This window comes from Pseudomonas izuensis (assembly GCF_002356535.2).
Classification (GTDB): domain Bacteria; phylum Pseudomonadota; class Gammaproteobacteria; order Pseudomonadales; family Pseudomonadaceae; genus Aquipseudomonas; species Aquipseudomonas izuensis.
Map to the genome: position 1 here is coordinate 4,253,254 of NZ_AP017423.2, position 18,730 is coordinate 4,271,983.

24 protein-coding genes are annotated in these 18,730 nt (G+C 59.6%); 10 read left to right on the forward strand and 14 right to left on the reverse strand.

Annotated features, from left to right (window positions below):
* Nucleotides 1-4: 4 nt before the first annotated feature.
* Entirely contained in the window at nucleotides 5-814 is an 810-nt protein-coding gene (locus LAB08_RS18615; protein ID WP_096510315.1) for an ABC transporter permease, read from the forward strand.
* Nucleotides 815-831: 17 nt separating this feature from the next.
* Nucleotides 832-1,986: an ABC transporter ATP-binding protein gene (locus LAB08_RS18620; RefSeq protein ID WP_096510314.1), complete on the forward strand. Its 1,155-nt coding sequence runs from the start codon at nucleotides 832-834 to the stop codon at nucleotides 1,984-1,986.
* Nucleotides 1,987-2,233: 247 nt separating this feature from the next.
* Here the strand turns inward: LAB08_RS18620 and LAB08_RS18625 are convergent, their stop codons facing one another.
* Nucleotides 2,234-3,436: an NAD(P)/FAD-dependent oxidoreductase gene (locus LAB08_RS18625; RefSeq protein WP_096510313.1), complete on the reverse strand. Its 1,203-nt coding sequence runs from the start codon at nucleotides 3,434-3,436 to the stop codon at nucleotides 2,234-2,236.
* Between the two features lie 295 nt (nucleotides 3,437-3,731).
* Here LAB08_RS18625 and LAB08_RS18630 point away from each other — a divergent pair, with 295 nt between their 5' ends.
* A complete protein-coding gene (locus LAB08_RS18630; protein ID WP_096510312.1) occupies nucleotides 3,732-4,301 on the forward strand; it encodes an RrF2 family transcriptional regulator in 570 nt (189 codons plus the stop codon).
* Between the two features lie 2 nt (nucleotides 4,302-4,303).
* On the opposite strand, the gene LAB08_RS18635 is transcribed toward LAB08_RS18630, so the two are convergent.
* Nucleotides 4,304-4,645 carry a hypothetical protein gene (locus tag LAB08_RS18635; RefSeq protein ID WP_096510311.1) on the reverse strand — a complete coding sequence of 114 codons (342 nt, stop codon included), beginning with the start codon at nucleotides 4,643-4,645 and terminating at the stop codon, nucleotides 4,304-4,306.
* A gap of 72 nt (nucleotides 4,646-4,717) precedes the next feature.
* On the reverse strand, nucleotides 4,718-4,936 hold the full coding sequence (locus tag LAB08_RS18640) for a hypothetical protein (protein WP_096510310.1): 219 nt from the start codon (nucleotides 4,934-4,936) through the stop codon (nucleotides 4,718-4,720).
* Between the two features lie 170 nt (nucleotides 4,937-5,106).
* Between LAB08_RS18640 and LAB08_RS18645 the strand changes: the two genes are divergently transcribed.
* Together LAB08_RS18645 and osmE are read left to right on the forward strand one after the other, a co-directional pair.
* Complete coding sequence (locus tag LAB08_RS18645) at nucleotides 5,107-5,346, forward strand: hypothetical protein (RefSeq protein ID WP_096510309.1); 240 nt, start codon at nucleotides 5,107-5,109, stop codon at nucleotides 5,344-5,346.
* 13 nt (nucleotides 5,347-5,359) lie between these two features.
* Nucleotides 5,360-5,713, forward strand: a complete 354-nt coding sequence (gene osmE / locus LAB08_RS18650; protein ID WP_096510308.1) for an osmotically-inducible lipoprotein OsmE — start codon at nucleotides 5,360-5,362, stop codon at nucleotides 5,711-5,713.
* Between the two features lie 63 nt (nucleotides 5,714-5,776).
* Here the strand turns inward: osmE and LAB08_RS18655 are convergent, their stop codons facing one another.
* Nucleotides 5,777-5,968: a DUF2188 domain-containing protein gene (locus LAB08_RS18655; RefSeq protein WP_096515311.1), complete on the reverse strand. Its 192-nt coding sequence runs from the start codon at nucleotides 5,966-5,968 to the stop codon at nucleotides 5,777-5,779.
* 222 nt (nucleotides 5,969-6,190) lie between these two features.
* Here LAB08_RS18655 and LAB08_RS18660 point away from each other — a divergent pair, with 222 nt between their 5' ends.
* Entirely contained in the window at nucleotides 6,191-6,553 is a 363-nt protein-coding gene (locus LAB08_RS18660) for an NUDIX hydrolase (RefSeq protein WP_096510307.1), read from the forward strand.
* 4 nt (nucleotides 6,554-6,557) lie between these two features.
* Here LAB08_RS18660 and LAB08_RS18665 read toward each other — a convergent pair whose 3' ends face one another.
* The 5 genes from LAB08_RS18665 to benA form a co-directional block, all read right to left on the reverse strand.
* Complete coding sequence (locus LAB08_RS18665; RefSeq protein ID WP_096510306.1) at nucleotides 6,558-7,256, reverse strand: alpha/beta hydrolase; 699 nt, start codon at nucleotides 7,254-7,256, stop codon at nucleotides 6,558-6,560.
* Between the two features lie 40 nt (nucleotides 7,257-7,296).
* Entirely contained in the window at nucleotides 7,297-8,064 is a 768-nt protein-coding gene (locus LAB08_RS18670) for a 1,6-dihydroxycyclohexa-2,4-diene-1-carboxylate dehydrogenase (protein WP_096510305.1), read from the reverse strand.
* 149 nt (nucleotides 8,065-8,213) lie between these two features.
* Nucleotides 8,214-9,227, reverse strand: a complete 1,014-nt coding sequence (benC, locus tag LAB08_RS18675; protein ID WP_096510304.1) for a benzoate 1,2-dioxygenase electron transfer component BenC — start codon at nucleotides 9,225-9,227, stop codon at nucleotides 8,214-8,216.
* A gap of 10 nt (nucleotides 9,228-9,237) precedes the next feature.
* A complete protein-coding gene (benB, locus tag LAB08_RS18680; protein ID WP_096510303.1) occupies nucleotides 9,238-9,726 on the reverse strand; it encodes a benzoate 1,2-dioxygenase small subunit in 489 nt (162 codons plus the stop codon).
* Entirely contained in the window at nucleotides 9,723-11,087 is a 1,365-nt protein-coding gene (gene benA, locus LAB08_RS18685) for a benzoate 1,2-dioxygenase large subunit (RefSeq protein ID WP_096515309.1), read from the reverse strand. The genes benB and benA overlap by 4 nt, the downstream gene beginning before the upstream one ends.
* A gap of 241 nt (nucleotides 11,088-11,328) precedes the next feature.
* Here benA and LAB08_RS18690 point away from each other — a divergent pair, with 241 nt between their 5' ends.
* From LAB08_RS18690 to LAB08_RS18700, 3 genes are read left to right on the forward strand one after another with little or no spacing between them, the layout of a single operon-like run.
* On the forward strand, nucleotides 11,329-11,814 hold the full coding sequence (locus LAB08_RS18690) for an Hcp family type VI secretion system effector (RefSeq protein ID WP_096510302.1): 486 nt from the start codon (nucleotides 11,329-11,331) through the stop codon (nucleotides 11,812-11,814).
* Nucleotides 11,811-13,286, forward strand: coding sequence for a hypothetical protein (locus tag LAB08_RS18695; protein WP_096510301.1), 1,476 nt, complete (start codon nucleotides 11,811-11,813; stop codon nucleotides 13,284-13,286). The genes LAB08_RS18690 and LAB08_RS18695 overlap by 4 nt, the downstream gene beginning before the upstream one ends.
* The gene (locus LAB08_RS18700; RefSeq protein ID WP_096510300.1) at nucleotides 13,283-13,678 is read left to right on the forward strand and encodes a hypothetical protein; all 396 of its coding nucleotides are present in this window, start codon (nucleotides 13,283-13,285) and stop codon (nucleotides 13,676-13,678) included. Before LAB08_RS18695 ends, LAB08_RS18700 begins: the two co-directional genes overlap by 4 nt.
* A gap of 25 nt (nucleotides 13,679-13,703) precedes the next feature.
* Here LAB08_RS18700 and LAB08_RS18705 read toward each other — a convergent pair whose 3' ends face one another.
* From LAB08_RS18705 to LAB08_RS18720, 4 genes are all read right to left on the reverse strand, one after another.
* Nucleotides 13,704-14,663, reverse strand: a complete 960-nt coding sequence (locus LAB08_RS18705) for an AraC family transcriptional regulator (protein WP_096510299.1) — start codon at nucleotides 14,661-14,663, stop codon at nucleotides 13,704-13,706.
* A gap of 221 nt (nucleotides 14,664-14,884) precedes the next feature.
* Nucleotides 14,885-15,814 carry a catechol 1,2-dioxygenase gene (gene catA / locus LAB08_RS18710; RefSeq protein ID WP_096510298.1) on the reverse strand — a complete coding sequence of 310 codons (930 nt, stop codon included), beginning with the start codon at nucleotides 15,812-15,814 and terminating at the stop codon, nucleotides 14,885-14,887.
* 54 nt (nucleotides 15,815-15,868) lie between these two features.
* Entirely contained in the window at nucleotides 15,869-16,159 is a 291-nt protein-coding gene (gene catC, locus LAB08_RS18715; RefSeq protein WP_008029082.1) for a muconolactone Delta-isomerase, read from the reverse strand.
* Nucleotides 16,160-16,169: 10 nt separating this feature from the next.
* Nucleotides 16,170-17,318, reverse strand: coding sequence for a muconate cycloisomerase family protein (locus LAB08_RS18720; protein WP_172901584.1), 1,149 nt, complete (start codon nucleotides 17,316-17,318; stop codon nucleotides 16,170-16,172).
* A gap of 127 nt (nucleotides 17,319-17,445) precedes the next feature.
* Between LAB08_RS18720 and LAB08_RS18725 the strand changes: the two genes are divergently transcribed.
* Complete coding sequence (locus LAB08_RS18725) at nucleotides 17,446-18,324, forward strand: LysR family transcriptional regulator (protein ID WP_096510297.1); 879 nt, start codon at nucleotides 17,446-17,448, stop codon at nucleotides 18,322-18,324.
* Nucleotides 18,325-18,420: 96 nt separating this feature from the next.
* Here LAB08_RS18725 and LAB08_RS18730 read toward each other — a convergent pair whose 3' ends face one another.
* On the reverse strand, nucleotides 18,421-18,660 hold the full coding sequence (locus tag LAB08_RS18730; protein WP_096510296.1) for a DUF1652 domain-containing protein: 240 nt from the start codon (nucleotides 18,658-18,660) through the stop codon (nucleotides 18,421-18,423).
* Nucleotides 18,661-18,730 lie beyond the last annotated feature (70 nt).

The window sequence follows — 18,730 nt, forward strand, 5'->3', positions numbered from 1 at the left end:
CGTCATGCTCCTGACCCCCAATGCCATGAGCCGCCGGATGCGCTTTGGCCTGTACGCCACCACCGGGCTGATCGGTCTGTTTTTGCTGCTGCCGATTGTGTTCATCGTCCTGCTGTCGTTCGGATCGTCGCAATGGCTGGTGTTCCCGCCACCGGGCTGGACGCTGAAATGGTACGGCCAGTTCTTCTCCAACGCCGACTGGATGAACGCGGCCATGGCCAGTCTCAAAGTGGCGGTGCTGACCACGTTTTTCGCCGTAGCCCTGGGCTTGCCCACTGCGTTCGCCCTGGTGCGTGGTCGTTTCCCCGGCCGGGAACTGCTCTACGGCCTGTTCACCCTGCCGATGATCGTGCCGCTGGTGATCATCGCGGTGGCGGTCTATGCGCTGTTTCTCAAGCTGGGCTACACCGGGACCATGTTCGCGTTCGTGGTCAGCCATGTGATCGTGGCGTTGCCGTTCACCATCATCTCGATCATCAACTCGCTGAAGCTGTTCGACCAGTCGATCGAGGACGCCGCGGTGATCTGCGGTGCCTCGCGCCTGCAAGCGGTGTTCAAGGTGACTTTCCCGGCGATCCGTCCGGGCATGGTGGCCGGCGCCCTCTTCGCCTTTCTCGTGTCCTGGGATGAGGTGGTGCTGAGCGTGATGATGGCCAGTCCGACCCTGCAAACCCTTCCCGTGAAAATGTGGACCACCCTGCGCCAGGACCTGACGCCCGTGATCGCCGTCGCCTCGACGCTGCTGATCGGCCTCTCGGTATTGGTCATGGTCATCGCCGCCGCCCTGCGCCGGCGCAACGAAATCAGCGCCTGAGCGCCCAGGAGTACGACATGAGTGCAGTGATCAAAGATACCGCGCAGCAAAACGACAAGCCCCTGGTGAGCCTGCGCAACCTGAACAAGTACTACGGCGACTTCGCTGCCGTGGACAACATCTCGCTGGACATCAAGGACGGCGAGTTCCTGACCTTCCTCGGCTCCAGCGGCTCCGGCAAAAGCACGACCCTGTCGATGCTGGCCGGTTTCGAAACACCGAGCAGCGGTGAGATCCTGGTCAACGGCCAGTCGCTGGTCAACGTACCGCCGCACAAGCGCGACATTGGCATGGTGTTCCAGCGCTACTCGCTGTTCCCGCACCTGAGCGTGCGCGACAACATCGCGTTTCCGCTGGCGATTCGCAAACTCGCCACCGCCGAACGTGAACGCCGGGTCGATGCCATGCTCAAACTGGTTCAACTCGAACAGTTCGCCCATCGCCGCCCTTCGCAACTCTCCGGCGGCCAGCAACAGCGCGTTGCCATCGCCCGGGCGCTGGTCTATGAACCACGCATCCTGCTGATGGACGAACCGCTCGGCGCGCTGGACAAGAAACTGCGCGAAGACCTGCAGGATGAACTGCGTCAACTGCATCGTCGCCTGGGCATCACCATCGTCTACGTGACCCACGATCAGGAAGAAGCCATGCGCCTGTCTCAGCGCATCGCGATCTTCAGCCACGGCAAGATCGTCGGCCTGGGCAGCGGTTATGACCTGTACCAGAACCCACCGAATGCTTTTGTCGCCTCGTTCCTCGGAAACTCGAACTTCCTCAAGCTCAAGGCCCAGGGCAATGCGGTGGCTGCGTTTGAGGGTCAGGCGCTGTCGATTCGCCTGACCGCCGGGCTGCACACTGATCAGGATGTGCTGCTGATGGTGCGTCCGGAAAAAGCCTTGGCCTTGAGTGTCGAGCAAGCGACACGCGAACCCTTGGCCGCGGGCTGGAACGAAGTCTCGGCCAAGGTCGTGGAGGTGTTGTTCCTCGGCGAAAGCCAGACCTGCAGCGTGGTGACGGCGGGCGGTACGTCGATGACCGTCAAGGCGCTTTCTGCGGCGGGCATGCCGCTCAAGGCCGGCGATCCGGTGAAAGTCCGCTGGGCCACGGCCGATGCCTGCGTTTACACCGAATGGGCGGAAAGTGATTTGAACAAGGCTGCTGGCGCCCACTGAAGAGTCACCCTCAGGTCGCCGCAGCGTCGGGTTGCGGCGGCCTTTTTTCGTCCTGCCCCTGATCCCTTGTGGGAGCGAGCCTGCTCGCGAATACGGTTGTACATTCAATGATGATGTTGACTGACACACCGCTTTCGCGAGCAGGCTCGCTCCCACAATGGAGCTGTGCCCCACAGGAAACAAAAAAATCCCGCCCGGAAAACCCGGGCGGGATTCGCTTAAGTAACAAGCGTTATAGGAGTCATGATCAGGCAACCGGAATCATCGGATCCGCCGCTGCCAAAGCCGCTTCACGGTTCGCCGCCGGCGGGTAGATCCAGATCGTGTTGATCTGGGTCTTGAGCTCTTTGCCTTCCTGCTTGACCAGTTTGACCTGACGATCCCAACCTTCCGTGTAGACCGCGCCCCAGGCGCCCAGGTCCAGGCAGGTCACGTACTTGGGCTGGCTGTACGGCGTCGGATCTACACCGAGGATCTGCGCGGCGACGTTGTTGCCGGCGTAACGCCCCAGCGAGATGGCGTGCTGACAGGTCATCAGTGCGTAGTTGCCGATGTCATCGCTGGCCGCGTAGGCGACGTCGCCGGTGGCGAAGATGTCGTCCTGGCCAATGACTTTCAAGTGAGCGTCGACGTGCAGGCGGCCCAGGCGATCGCGTTCGGCGGGAATCTGCTCGGTCAGCGAGCTGGCGCGCACACCGGTGGTCCAGACCACAGTCCTGGCGTCGATACGCTGGCCATCGGACAAGGTGACACCGTTTTCATCGACACCGACCACCGAGGCGTTCAGGTGCCATTTCACGCCGGTTTCAAGACTGGCTTCAACAATCTTCTCGGCGATTTCAGGCCCCATGGAGCCGCCGACCTTGTCGCCGCGATCAACGATGATCACCTTGATCTCCGCGCGATCACCCAGGATGGCGCGCAGACGGGTCGGCATTTCAGTCGCCGTTTCGATCCCGGTGAAGCCACCGCCGGCAACCACGACGGTGTTGCGTGCGGTGCTTTCTGGCTGGTTGACCAGGTTCTTGAGATGGTTTTCCAGGCGCACGGCTTGTTCGATCTGGTCGACGTCGAACGCATGCTCAGCCACACCCGGGGTGTCAGGCAATGCGAGACGGCTGCCGGTGGCCAGAACGAGTTTGTCGTAGATGACGACTTGTTTGTTACCCGAAGCATCCATGTAGCCAACACGTTTTTCTACGACATCGATGGTCTCGGCGGCGCCCTTGATGAACTTCACGCCGACCGCATCGAACAGCTCGCCGATGGGTGCCGCCAGTTGGTGGGCGTTCGGCTCGTAAAAGCGCGGGCGTACACGCAGCTCCGCCTGAGGCGCCAGCACAGTCACTTCAACGTGATTGTGATCGTGAATGTCGAACAGACGCGTGGCGCTCAAAGCCGTCCACATGCCACCAAAACCTGCGCCGATTACCAAGATGTGTTGTTTCATTTTTAACTCCGGGGAAGAAACCAGGCATTGAATGTTGATTGGGGCCAGGAGGTTGATCTCGTCTCTCTTTCGAGAGGCGTCTCTCACTGCCCGCTGACAACTACGACTATATTGATCCTAGTTATTCCCCGCAACGGATTTCTTTCAATGGTTTCCATCGATGGGATCGATACAGCCCTAGCAACCCGTATCCAGCGCGTATCAATGAGTCGCTCACGAAACAGAAAGAAAGCGCTCGTTGTCCGGCGGGCTGCCAGCTGGTAGCATTTGCGACAATATTAGTCGGAGATCTCTGATGGCTCTTTACAGTGCCGGTGTCGAGTACGGCATTCACTGCCTGGCTTTCCTGGTAGGCAATCACGGCGACACCCGCGAAGCGAGCGTGCGCGACCTTGCCGAGCTGCAAGGCGTGCCGCTGGACTATCTGGCGAAAATCTTTACCAAACTGGCCAAGGCCAAACTGGTCGCCGCCACCGAAGGGGTACGTGGCGGCTTCAAGCTGGCGCGGCCTGCCGACGAAATCACCCTGCTGGATATCGTCAACGCCATCGACGGGCGCAAGGCGCTATTCGAATGCCGGGAAATTCGTGGTCGGTGTGCGCTGTTTGAAGGCCAGACGCCGGAATGGGCCGTGGAGGGACGCTGCTCGATCCATGGCGCCATGCTGACCGCGCAAAAGCGCATGGAAGAGGCATTGGCCCAGCAGACGATCCTGGACATCGCCCGCAAGGTCGGACGCAAGGCCCCGGCGCAGTTCAATGCGCAGGTGGATACCTGGATCAATGATCGTCGGGAAAAGAAAGGCACCGCCAATGCCCCCTCAAGCGACGATCAGATCATCCCGATCACCGAAATCTGCGATTGAACCTACAGGCAGTCACGCACTGACTTGCGCAGTGCGTCTGACTTGGCCCAGGGTGGCCCCTGATACAACGAAACCCGGCTACCTTCCTTCCACTTCACGATATCCAGGATTTCATCGGCCGTGACGATGCTGGGCGCAGTGATCCGGTAGCCGTTGGCAATCGACGATTGAGTGGTGCTGGATACCTCTTTCTGCCACGCGGGCAATACACACGCGGCCAGCTCTTTAGGTGGTTTTTCACTGTGCTTGCTGACATTCGGCTCGCCGGGTACCAGTGACGCCGGCAACGAACATCCCGCCAGCAACGCCAATACCACTCCCCCTATCAACATCCGGTTCTGCATGAAGCGTCCTTAATCCTGAAAAATTGAAATGTAGCGTGCCGCCGCCCTTCCATCCAATCGCTACACCGGACGTCAACGACTGGCATTGTTATCGCCGGGCCCCGGATAGGATCGCTCGTTCAAATAGGTCATCCACCGCTCATAGGCTTCATGTTGCCATTGGCTGACCCGCTCCCATTCCGGCCCGCTGAGCTGGTGTTCGGAAATGAGTTTCATCATTTCGCTGGTGGCCGCATCCAGGTCTGCGATCAGCTCGTGGGCACGCGCCCGGAAATCATCGGTTGTCGACATTTTGAATGCCCCCCGCCCTTGCCGAAAAAACCGCTACTTCACTACGACAGCGGATTTTGCCGAACGCGCAAATTTCCCGACCAAAGGATGTGGTCCGGAACCGGACAAATACAACGCCCCTTCGCGGGAATGGGTCTAAAATTTCAAAGCGCAGAGCGCAGGAGGTCATCATGTGGCTTAACGAATCTGAACAGCAACTTCGGCGCGATCTGCAAGGGCTTGCGTCGGATCTGCGATGGTCGGCGGTCGAGCTTTTGCGCATTGCAGAGCAGTTACGCCTGAGCGGCAATGATGTCGATGCAGAAGCTGTCAGGCGGCTGTGCGATTTGTTCCAGGGCGATGAACAACGATTGGCGGGCTATGCCGAAGAAGTGAAGGCCAAGATCATCAGCCGCAACAAGGCCCAATAGCAGGTGTACTGCGATGAACAAGTCTCTTTTTACGCTTGTCGCCCTGCTCGCGGTGTTGCCAGGTTGCAACACCGACTCACAACTCTACGGGGACCAGCCGCTGGTGGCCAAGGTCGAAACCGGCATGAGCAAGGATCAGGTCCAGCAGATCGGCGGCCCGCCGCTGACCATTACGGACCGTACCGTCGAGCCGGGCACCTGCTTTGATTACAAGCTGACCCGGCCCGGCCATCAGCAGCCCTTCAATGTCAGCTTCGACGGCCGCGGCAAAGTCGATCACAAGAGTTTCATGACCTGCGCCGAATGGAGTAACACCCAGCTAAAGGCCAGGGAACCTTCCCGCTCCGGCGGGGGTGGCGGATATTAGCGTCCCTTCTCCCAAAACATTAAAGCCCCGGCATGCCGGGGCTTTGGCGTATCGAAGATCAGGTTACTGGCTGCGCGCCTGCCTGCTCGACCGTGCCTTATAACCGGGAAGCGCCGCTGCAAACGCCAGGGCTTCTTCCCGACTGCCAAATGAGCCGAGTCGATCACCTTTGGTACAGACCCGCCAGGGGCCATTGTTCACGCTGAGTACGTCATAACCGTTCATGTGCATTTTGTTCAGTACCGGAGCACTCATGGTCACCTCCATCTGCGCAATGATATCCAGGGCTGACGCAACCACCTTACACCTCCCTCTCGCCAAAAAGCCGACCAGACGTCGCGTCGGGATGACAGTATTCGAGGGCACTTTGCGGCGTTACAACCGCTCCAAACAGGCAAATACTGGCGAAACGGGGGGGGGCGGCTCGATTATTGCAGTTTTGTGACAATACGATGACAGGCGTCAATTGGATAACACATGAAAGTACGCGCAACCGTCATTTGCGAGCAGGACCGGCACATTCTCCTGGTGCGCAAGCCAAGGTCTCGCTGGATGTTACCCGGCGGCAAGGTCGAGCCCGGTGAAACCGTGCAGGGTGCCGCCACACGCGAGCTGCTGGAAGAAACCGGGCTTGATGTCGATGGCATGCTGTATCTGATGGAGCTGGAAGCGGGCGATACCCGGCACCATGTCTACGAGGCCTCCGTGATCAATCTGGATCAGGCCCGTCCGCATAACGAAATCTTCGATTGCATCTGGTTTCCGCTGGATGCGGTTCACAACCTGAACCCCAGCGACGCCACGCTCAGGATCGTCCGGGCGTTTCAGCGTCGCCTATAGGGTTTTATGCCGAGGCCAATGCCGTCGCGGCCTTGTCGATAAACGCGGCAATCTCGACCGGCATCGAAGCGAGGGAGGCATGACTGGCGTTCAAGGTCAGGATTTCCCTGGCATTCAAGCGTGCGGCCATCCATTGCTGATTTTGCGGTGCGATCATCCGGTCATCGGTCGACACCTGATACCACGACGGTTTGCTCTTCCACGCCACTGTCTTGATGGTGTCGCCAAAGGTGCTGGCCAATGGTGCTTTCTGGGTAATGCCCATGACCAATCCTTCGGTCGCGGGCAGGTCCTGGCAAAAGCTTTCGTGATAGAGCTCCGGCTTGACCCATAGGTAACCGTCGCTGTCAGGGGCCAGGTTCGCTGCCGCGGCAGGCGGATGCCGTTGGGTGATGCCGCCGGGGCTTTCACCGGCGTCCGGCGCAAACGCGGCGATGTAAACCAGCCCTACGACATTCGGTTGATCGCCCGCCTCGGTAATGACCGCGCCGCCGTAGGAATGCCCCACCAGCAACACCGGACCCGGCACTTGCGCGACCATTTTGCGTGTGCGCTCGGCATCATCTGCCAGGGACGTCAGCGGCATCTCCACCGCGCGGATGCTGGAGTATCCCTTGTTCAGCAGTTCGGCGATGACCTTGTTCCAGTGGGCGGCTCCACCCCAAAAACCGTGGACCAGCACAATCGTCGGTTTGTCGCTCATCACGATGACTCCGTGTGGATGGGATTGACTGCGAGTCGCGTCAGCCCTGGTCGCCACCACCGACCGGCATGACCATGCCGGTGATATAGGACGCTTCGTCGCTGGCCAGAAACAGAATAGCGCCTGCCTGCTCATCCAGCGTGCCGTAGCGCTTCATCAAACTGCTGTCGAGGGTCTGGTCGACGATCTGCTGGTACCAGACTTTCTCCTGAGCGCTCTGCTCGGCACTGTTGCGCGGAATCACCCGTGGCGGCGCCTCGGTGCCACCGGGTGCCGTGGCGTTGACCCGAACACCGCGTCCGGCGGTTTCGAACGCCAGGCACGCGGTCAGCGCATTGACCCCACCCTTTGCCGCGCCATACGGCACACGGTTGATGCTGCGGGTGGCGATGGACGATACGTTGACGATCGCACCACGGCCCTGCTCCAGCATGAAGGGCAACGCGGCATGGCAGCACCACAGCGTCGGGAACAGCGAGCGACGGACTTCGGCTTCGATCTGCGACGCCTCGTAATGCTCGAACGGCTTGGCCCAGATCGTGCCGCCGACGTTATTGATCAGCACATCGAGGCGTCCGAAGCGCTCGACGGCGGCTTGCATCACGCGGCTGCATTCCTCGTACTGCTCCAGATCAGCGGTCAGCGCCAGGCTGCCCTGCCCCAACTCCTTTTGCACCTCGAACACCAGCTCGGAGCGATCCACCAGAATCAGCTTCGCCCCTTCCGCCGCCATGCGCTCGGCAACCCGCCGGCCGATGCCCTGGGCAGCCCCGGTGATCAGCGCGACTTTTTCGTGAAATCTGTTCATGTACTCTCCACAAAACCTCAAAGACACAACAATCCCTGTGGGAGCTGGCTTGGCAGCGATGGCTGTGTGTCAGATAACAGATGTGTTGACTGACACTCCCTCATCGCTGGCAAGCCAGCTCCCACAGGAGGTGTGTCGCCGCACAGTTTTTACGCCGCGCTGGCGGCAAATTTTTCGTAGTAGAAATTCGCCGGCTGGATGCCCTGTTCGCCAATGTACTTGCTGACGGCTTCAACCATCGGCGGTGGGCCGCACAGGTAGACGTCGACATCGCCATCGTTCAGATGCTTGGGCTCGATGTGCTGAGTCACGTAGCCCTTGAGCGGGTGCCGGCTATCGGGGCTGGCCACGCAGGCGCTGTAACTGAAGTTGGGAATGCGCGCGGCGAAGGCTTCGAGGCGGTCGAGTTCCACCAGGTCGAAATCATGGGTCACGCCGTAGATCAGATGCAGCGGATGCTCGCTGCCCTGCTCGGCGATTTTCTCCAGCATCGCGGTGAACGGCGCCAGCCCGGTGCCACCGGCCAGCAACAACAGCGGACGGCGGATATCGCGCAGGTAGAAACTGCCCAGGGGACCTGCCAGGCTCATGCTGTCGCCGGCCTTGGCCATGCCGGTGAGGAAGCTGCTCATCAGGCCGCCAGGCACGTTGCGAATCAGGAAGCTGACTTCGCCGTCGCGCTGCAACGAGCTGAACGAATAGGCACGGGTCTGTTCGCTGCCGGGAATCCCCAGGTTCACGTACTGCCCCGGCAGGAACGCCAGTTTGCTCAACGCCTCGCCCTTGATCGACAGCGCGATGGTGCTGTCGGACAACTGGCGCACGGCACTGATGGTCGCCTCGTAGTTGGCCTGCCGGGTGCGACAGACTTCCGAGGATGTCGGTACCCGAACCACGCAGTCGCTCTTGGCGCGCATCTGGCAGGTCAGGACAAAGCCTTTTTCTGCTTCTTCAGGGCTGAGGGCGTCTTCGATGTATTCCTCACCCAGATCATAGGTGCCAGCCTCAGCGAAACACTTGCAGGTGCCGCAGGCGCCGTCGCGGCAGTCCAGCGGAATGTTGATGCCCTGGCGGTACGCGGCATCGGCCACGGTTTCGCCGGCATTGGCGTCGATGAACCGGGTGACGCCGTCTTCGAAATTGAACGCGATGGAATGGGTCATGACGGCCGCCTCACAAGTGGTAAACATCAATGACCTGGCGAACGTAGTCGTTCTTCAGGATCACTTTCTTGGCCTTGATCAGCGGGTTTTCACCGCGCATGTCGAGGGTGTAGAAACTGCTGCCGAAGTAGCTGTCGACCGTCTTGTAGCGAAAGCTCAGGGTGTGCCAGTTGAAGCGCACCTTGCACACGCCGTCGGCCTGCTCCAGCAGCTCGATGTTGCTGATGTTGTGGGAGGTGCGGGTGTCCGGGACACTCGCGCTGGAACGCTCGGTCTTGATGCGGAAGACGCGGTCTTCCAGGCCGGTGCGGTTGCCGTACCAGATCAGCGAGATTTCCCGCTGCGGGTCCTCGGTCAACTCGTCGTTGTCATCCCAGGACGGCATCCAGAAGGTCGCGTCGGGGGCGTACAGTTCCAGCCACTCGTCCCACTGCCGGTCATCGAGGTAACGGGCTTCGCGGTAGAGAAAATCGCGCACGGCATCAAAGGAAATGGTCATTGCACGTCCTCCACGGCGATCAGTTTCGACTGCTCGGCCGCCAGGGCCTTGAGCATGGTCTGCTGCCAGTACTTGTGTTGCAGCACGAACAGACCTTCGTCTTCGGTGTGCACGCCGCTGAGCAATGGGTGCAGATCGATTTCCTTGGCCGCATCGTCGGCGCCTTCGATCCAGTGCTCGGCACCACGGGACATGTCGTTCCAGGTGGTGACACTGCCCTGGTAGCTGGTCTGGCAGGAACGGAATTCTTCCAGGTCGTCAGGCGTGGCCATGCCGCTGACGTTGAAGAAATCCTCGTACTGACGAATCCGGCTGGAACGCGCGTGGTCGCTTTCGCCCTTGGGGGCGATGCAGTAGATCGTGATTTCCGTGCGGTCGACCGAGATCGGCCGGGCGATGCGGATTTGCGAGCTGAACTGGTCCATCAGGTACACGTTCGGGTACAGGCACAGGTTGCGCGAGTTCTCGAGCATCCAGTCGGCGCGGGCCTGGCCGAAGTCCTGGGCCAGTTCGTCGCGACGCTCGTAGAGCGGGCGGTCTTCGGGGTTGGCCCACCGGGTCCAGAGCAGCATATGGCCCTTGTCGAAGGAATAGAAACCGCCGCCCTGCTTGGCCCAGCTGCCGGCGCTCATGGTTGGGTTTTCGTCACCGGCCTCGCGCTGCTTGCGCTGGTTCTGGGTGGCCGCGTAGTTCCAATGCACGGAGCTGACGTGGTAGCCATCGGCGCCGTTCTCAGCGGTGAGCTTCCAGTTGCCTTCGTAGATGTAGCTGGAGGAACCGCGCAGCACTTCAAGGCCATCGGGGGACTGGTCGACGATCATGTCGATGATCTTCGCCGACTCGCCCAGGTGCTCGACCAAGGGCAGCACATCGGCCTTGAGGCTGCCGAACAGGAAGCCACGGTAGGACTCGAAACGCGCGACTTTGGTCAGGTCGTGGGAGCCTTCGCAGTTGAAGCTCGACGGGTAGCCGGCGTTGGCCGGGTCCTTGACCTTGAGCAGCTTGCCGGAGTTGTTGAAGGTCCAGCCGTGGAACGGGCAGGTGTAGGAACTCTTGTTACCGGACTTGTGCCGGCACAGGGTCGCGCCGCGATGACTGCAGGCGTTGATGAAGGCGTTGAGCACACCGTCCTTGTTGCGCGCGATGAAGATCGACTGGCGCCCCATGGTGGTGGTGTAGAAATCGTTGACGTTGGGGATCTGGCTTTCGTGAGCCAGATACAGCCAGTTGCCTTCGAAGATGTGTTTCATCTCAAGGTCGAACAGGCGCGGGTCGGTGAACATTTCACGTTTGCAGCGATAGATGCCCTGCTCAGGATCGTCTTCAAGCAGGGAGTGAAGGTATTCGGGTCGCAGGGTCATGGCCACCGCCTCCATTGTTATTGTTCAGGCAAGGCTCATGCTAGGACGGGGCAATGGGGTGGACTATCCGCGGGGTGCAGACCTTTATCCGTTTTGTGCAGCAGGTTCAGAACCGTCTGTAGGACATCAAGACTTAACGCCCGGCGCGTTCTATCGATCAGGTAACTTTGGGAATCGGACTACATAAACGCTTACAACCTCCGCCGTAGACTCCCCCCTCCAACGACAAGGAGTGGTGTCTATGGCAAGTCATGGCTACATGACCATCAACGGAAAAATCCAGGGACTGATTTCAGCGGGCTGTTCAACCCAGGACTCTATCGGCAACAAGTACCAGGCGGCGCACCGGGACGAAATCATGGTGCTGTCCTACAGCCACAACCTGGCCAATATCGGTAACCTGAGCAGGGCGACGCACAGCCCGATCATCATCACCAAGGCCGTGGACAAATCCTCTCCACTGCTCGCCCAAGCGCTCTCCAACCGAGAGGAAATCAACTGCACCATCAACTTCTACCGGCTGACACCTGCAGGTGGGCAGGAAAAGTTTTACTCGGTGTCGATCCAGGGCGGGGTCATCACCGACCTGACGCTTGAAGTGCCCCATGTGATTTTCCAGAGTGACGCAGAGCCCCAGGAACAAGTGGCCATTCGTTACCGCGACATTTCCTGGACCCACTACATCGCCAAGACCTCCGGCTACAGTTCGTGGGGTGAAGAGGGATGAAGGCAGACCTTCATGACCTCTGGGAGGTCAACAGCGCCGCCGGCAAACTGGCCGGACAAGCCCGCACCATCAGCGCTCGCCATCTTGCCCATGGCATGGCGCGGGAACGGTTCAATCGCGAAGTCGCCTATTACGCCAAGCGAGTGGTAGACGATGTCGCGCAAGGCCGCAAAACCCCACGGCAAGGCATACAGGCACTGCGCAAAGAACAACACGACTTGCTCTTTCAATCCCGGGCCGTGATGCGCAAGTCGAGAAACGCCATAACCGATGCGGTTAAAAGAATCCCGGATTCAAGGCTCACACATCCCGTATCGAAACCCGATCCGCAGCGACTACTCCGTTTCGTGCATGCGCAGAATCTCAAAACAACCCACGCGAACACGCCCGACGCACTCAGGGCCGCTTCCTCGCCGCACCCTGCCCCCGATTTTATCTTCCTGCCCCGCGAGCACTGGCCAGCGGCCGTCCCGCCGCCAGAAGACCCCGGGTTTTACATCGTCCCCAGGAGCACGACCTTTTCCAGGCTGGAGGAGCAACTATTCACTTCAGCCTCCCCTGCCGTCATCGCCAAATTCAAGACCCTGAACCCGAACCTGGATCAGGTAAAAGCCGGGACGATGATTGTTTTGAGCGACCCGAACAACCAGCAATGCACCCGCGAAGAAGCGTTGTTGATGGAAGCGGCGGGCAAGGTCAACAAAGCACTGGAGCCACTGAGTTCGGAAGAAGCGGATTTCATGGCTCGCCATCATGACGAGATCGCCTTCTTTCTTTCCAAGGGATCCCTTGGGGCCAACGTTGGGCTGGCTATGTTTTCGAATAACCTGGACAGCGTGAAAGTCATCCTGCGTGACATTGAGGCGTTGCACACACAAACCTTTCAAGCCAATGGGCACCTGAACTCCCCCGAGTTTTATGCCCAACGTAAAAAATTGCTGACTCAACTGGACGGCCAACTTACCCAACTGACCAAAAAGAGCATCGGTTTTCCCGACCATCCCAACTTGAAAAGCGCTTTGGGTATATCCAGCAAAAGCCTTGTTCATCGTTGGAGAAAGTCCGGTGCGGCTGATCACATCCCTGGCTACGCCACGCACATTGAAGGCGTCGCGAAAGCGGCGAAGTACGTTAAGTATGGTGGTTGGATTGGTACGGTGGTGGGTAGTGCCGCCTCGGTTATAAAGGTTAAGGGAGTGTGTGGTGAAGGCAACGTAGATGCCTGTGAAAGGGTGAAATATTCCGAAGCTGGTGGATTTTTAGGGGGGATATATGGGGGTGTTGTTATTGGGGCAGTTTTGGGTGCCGGCACTACTGGCGCTATGTGTGCAGCTCTTGGAGTGCCTACTGGTGGTGTAGGTACCCTGGTATGTGGACTTGTAATAGCCGGATCAGGTTCTTTAGCCGCTGATATTGGTGGGGGAAAGATGGGGGAAGCAATAGGTGAAGTCATTTACGAGGTGACTAAATGAGTGTGAGTACCGCTGACAAAATTTTTCTATGTGTAGGCTTAGCTTATTTTGCAGGTAGCTCCATTTTCATTGGCGTGTTGTTTCATCTCGCCTATACAAAAATGGATCTGATGTTGAATCACCTGCAGAACTGTCCCGCCGTTATGGTTCGCGCCCCATTCAGAAGCGGTGGACCTTGGGGGAATCTGTTTTTACTGGGCGCCATAATGGGGGTAATGACAACACCTCGCATCTATCTGCGTGATGGAGGTGCCAGCGCTGAGGATCTGAAGAATTTCCCTGTAGGCATTAAACGAAAACTAGTTGTTCTACATTGGACTGGCTGGGGACTCGTACTGGTGATGTTCTGCCTTTACCTGGTTGTCGAATTCGACCTTGTCGCAAAGACCTAGTGTCGCGTGGGGCAAGCAACGTATCTCAATCCCGCCGCTTCAACGTATCCGACGGCAACTCCCCAAACTGCTTGCGATAACTGTCCGAAAACCGCCCCAGATGCAGGAAGCCATAATCCATCGCCACCTCTGTAACGTTACGCACATTGCAGGTCGGGTCGCTCAGGCAGGCGTTGATGCGTTCCAGGCGTTTCTGGCGGATGTAGTTTTTCGGCGTGGTGTCGGCGTTGCGTTCGAACAGGCTGTACAACGAACGCACACTCATGTGCGCCTGACGCGCCAGTTCTTCGCTGTCGATGTTCTGCTTGAGGTTGCGGGCGATGTAATCGGCAATCGCTTCGAAGGTGGCAGTCTGGGAGCCGAGTTCGAGGCGGCTGACGTTGGTTTTCATCAGGCTGAGCATCTTGCTGACGATGATCTGCGCGTAGTGTTCCTGCACCTTGGGAATCTGCTCGGTGGCCTCGGCTTCCTGGCAGATCATCGCCAGCAGGCTGACAAACCCTTCCAGCTGGTTGAGCTGATAACGGTTCTCCAGAAACCGCACGCCCTGCCCCGGGTACCGCCAGCGCTGCTCGTCGCAGACGGATTGAAGCAACGAGGTGGGAACTTTGAGGATGAATTTTTCGCAATCGTGCGAGTACGTCAGGTCGACCGGATCGTCGGGGTTGATCAACAGCAACTCGCCGGGGGCGAAGTAATGTTCCTGACCGTGACCGCGCCACAGGCAATTGCCGCGCAACAGCACTTGCAGGTGATAGATGCTTTCCAGCGCGCCCGAGGTGACACGAACGCTGCCACCGTAGCTGATGCGGCACAGGTCGAGGCTGGCGAATTTGCGATGATTGAGGCTGGCCAGGGGATGCCCGGCGCGAGGCATGAGAATGCAATGGTTACCGACGTGCTGATTGACGTAGCCCGACACCTCGTAGGGGTCGGCATGGTCGAATACGGCGCTGCGCTGACTCAACAGTTGCGCTTGCATCATCGGGTCACTCTCGTTGTTCTTATGGGGTGCGTCGGGTCATTCTAAGGCAGTACTGATGGCGGTGTGTCAGCAGACTGACCTGTGGAGGCTTATGGCCTCTTCGCGAGCAGGCTCGCTCCCACATGGGGGCTGCGTCGAGCACAACAATTGTGTACGACTTCCACAAAAGCCATGAGATAACCCGTTGGTCATCTCATGGCCAGGTCCGGCAGTCCGAGGGATCAGTCCTCCAGTGCACGAGCCCGTTCGTGACGCTGCTGTTCTTCAGGCTGGGCAGACGACTGCAGGGTGAAGTCGAACTCGATCTCGGCAAAGCGACCGCTGACACCATAAGCCGCCGCACGGGCCTGGTCTTCGCTGAAGGTGATCTTGGCGATCAGTTCGTCGCGGGTGGCGTAGGCGAAGTCGTCATGCAGGTACTTTTCACCATCCAGGTTGATCTGGGTGGTCAGGTGACGATGATCCGGCGCGGATATGAAGAAGTGCACGTGCGCCGGGCGCTGGCCGTGACGGCCCAGTTGATCCAGCAGTTGCTGGGTCGGACCGTCCGGTGGGCAGCCGTAGCCCGACGGCACGATGCTGCGGAAACGGTAGCGGCCTTCAGCATCGGTGACGATACGGCGGCGCAGGTTGAATTCCGACTGAGAAGCATCGAAGTACGAGTAGGTGCCGCCGGTGTTGGCATGCCACACATCCACCACGGCGCCAGCCAGCGGTTCGCCAGCGGTGTTGAACACCCGGCCTTGCATGAACAGGGTCACACCCGGATCGAGGCCGTCATCCAGACGCGCTTCGCCCTGGGACAGCGGCGCACCGGCCACGTACAGCGGGCCTTCGATGGTGCGCGGGGTACCGCCGGTTTTGCCGGCCTGCTCGTCTTCGGCGTCCATCAGCAGGTCGAGGTAGTGCTCCAGGCCCAGGCCCGCCACCACCAGTCCGGCCTCCTGGCGCGCGCCCAGTACGTTCAGGTAGTTGACCGCTTTCCAGAACTCTTCCGGGGTCACGGCGAGGTCTTCGATGATGTTCACCGAGTCACGTAGGATGCGGTAGATCAGGGCTTTGGTGCGCGCATCACCGGCTTCGTTATGCAGGCCGCTGGCTTCTTCGAGAAACTTCTGGACTTCGGCAGTGTGGGAAATCTTGACGTTCATTTTTTCGGTTCCTCATCTTGTAATTATGGGTATGGCGAACTGAACTGGCTGGGTTCAGCGGTCATCCTCGCGAATGGAAGAAGGATGCCGGCACATCGCGGTGACTTCGATCGCCATGTACGGATACAGCGGCAATTGCATGAGCAGGTCGTGCAGTTCCTGGACGCTGTCGACATCGAACACGCTGTAGTTGGCGTACAGGCCGGCGATGCGCCACAGGTGACGCCACTTGCCTTGGTCCTGCAGGCGTTGCGCCAGGGCTTTTTCGTCGGCCTTGAGCTGCGCGGCGCGTTCGGGGTTCATGTCGACCGGCAAATTCACGGTCATCTTTACGTGGAACAGCATAATGCTCTCCTCAGGCTTGATGAATGGCGGTGGATGTCTTGTCGCGACGGAAAAACGCCAGGCGTTCTTCATCCAGGCTCAGGCCCAGACCCGGCGTCTTCGGCACGTGCAGTTCGAAATCGCGATAAACCAGCGGTTCGCTGAGAATGTCTTCGGTCAGCAGCAGCGGGCCGAACAGTTCGGTGTCCCACGCCAGCTTGTTCAGGGTGACAAAGGCATGGGCCGAGGCCAGGGTGCCGATACCGCCTTCGAGCATGGTGCCGCCATACAGGCCGATACCCGCCGCTTCGGCGATGGCGGCAGTGCGCAGCACGGCGCGCGGACCACCGTTCTTGGCGATTTTCAGGGCGAACACCGAGGCCGCGCCTTCGCGGGCCAGGTTGAACGCATCTTCCACGCACTCGATGGACTCGTCAGCCATGATCGGCGCCGGGCTCATGGCATTCAGGCGCGCCATGCCGGCGCGGTTGTTGCGCGAGATCGGCTGTTCGATCAGGTCGATGCCGTTGGTGCCGAGAATCCGGCAGGCGCGCAAGGCGACGGCTTCGTCCCACGCCTGGTTGACGTCGACCCGCACACTGGCGCGATCGCCCAAGGCTTTCTTGATGGCAATCACGTGGGCCAGGTCGCGATTGACTTCGCCGGCACCGATTTTCAGTTTGAAGATGCGGTGGCGGCGCAGGTCGAGCATTTTTTCCGCTTCGGCGATGTCCTTTTCGGTGTCGCCACTGGCCAGGGTCCAGGCCACCGGTAGCGCATCACGCACCCGGCCGCCGAGCAATTCGCTGACCGGCACACCGAGGCGCTTGCCCTGGGCGTCGAGCAAGGCGGTTTCGATACCGGACTTGGCGAAGGTGTTACCACGGATGCTGCGTTCCAGGCGCAACATCGCCGCGTTGACGTTGCCGCTGTCCTGGCCGATCAACAACGGCGCGAAGTGCGTGTCGATGTTGGTCTTGATGCTGTCAGGGCTTTCATTGCCATAAGCCAGGCCACCGATGGTGGTGGACTCGCCGATACCTTCGATGCCATCGGCGCAACGCACGCGGATGATCACCAGGGTCTGATTCTGCATGGTGTGCATCGCCAGCTTGTGCGGGCGGATGGTCGGCAGATCGACGATGATCGTCTCGATCGATTCAATGGCGGTTGCAAGCATTTCGATACCCATCAGGTTCTTGGAGTTCTGGAGTCGATTCTCGTACGGCTTTTTTCGTGACGCCAATATAGAATTGGTCTGACTTGATACCTTTAAGGTATGCAACTGCTTGACGTCCGGAGGCTCCATGGAACTGCGTCACCTGCGTTATTTCCAGGTATTGGCTCAAACCCTCAACTTCACCCGCGCCGCCGAACTGCTGCACATCGCCCAACCGCCCCTGAGCCGGCAGATCCAGCAACTGGAAGATGAATTGGGGGTGATGCTGCTGGAGCGGGGACGGCCGCTGAAGCTGACGGATGCGGGACGGTTTTTCCATGAGCACTCCACCGCCCTGCTCGAACAGCTGAACAAGGTGTGCGACAACACGCGGCGCATCGGCCTGGGCGAAAAGACCTGGCTGGGTATCGGTTTCGCGCCGTCGACACTGTACGGCGTGCTACCGGAACTGATCCGCCGCTTGCGCAGTGGCGAGCCGCTGGAGCTGGAGCTCGGGCTTTCGGAAATGACCACCCTGCAACAGGTACAAGCGCTCAAGGCCGGACGCATCGATATCGGCTTCGGCCGCATCCGCATCGACGACCCGGCCATCATCCAGACCGTACTAACCGAAGACCGCCTGGTCGCCGCCCTGCCCGCCGGCCACCCGTTGCTGGCCGGCCCCATCAGCCTGCGCGACCTCGCACATGAACCCTTTGTGCTCTACCCCGGCAACCCGCGGCCCAGCTACGCCGACCATGTGATCGCGCTGTTCGAATCCTATGGCGTGAGCATCCACGTGGCGCAATGGACCAACGAACTGCAAACGGCGATTGGTCTGGTGGGGGCCGGGATCGGCGTCACGCTAGTGCCGGCCTCGGTGCAATTGCTGCACCGCGACGACATCGGTTTCACCCCGCTGCTCGAAGACAATGCCACCTCGCCGATCATTCTCAGCCGGCGGGTGGGCGATGTTTCGCCGGGGTTGAACCATTGTTTGCGGATGATTGAGGAGTTGCAGCCATAGGCGCCGATACCCCTGTGGGAGCAAGGCTTGCCCGCGATGGCGTTCTCATGAGCGCTATCGCGGGCAAGCCTTGCTCCCAGAAAAAGAGGTTCACTGCTATCCAGCAAACGCCCGGCGACCGGCACTGATCTCGGTACGCAATTCGCCAATCAGGTCGGAGATGGCCCGCACGCTGGTCAGTTGTTCGGTCGAGACGCCGCTGATCAGCAATTCAACCCGGCCGCTGACCGGCTCGTAGACCTCGATGCGTAGCAAGCCACCGCTTTCCGTGCATTCGCAGGACAGCGGCGCAAAGCCGGACTCGACGATGTTGCAAAGGACTGAAATGGGCAGCATGACCGGTCCCTCGGACGCCTATTGAGTGGATTGGATCCGGTTGAGAATAGTTGCCCCTTGCCATTTCTGC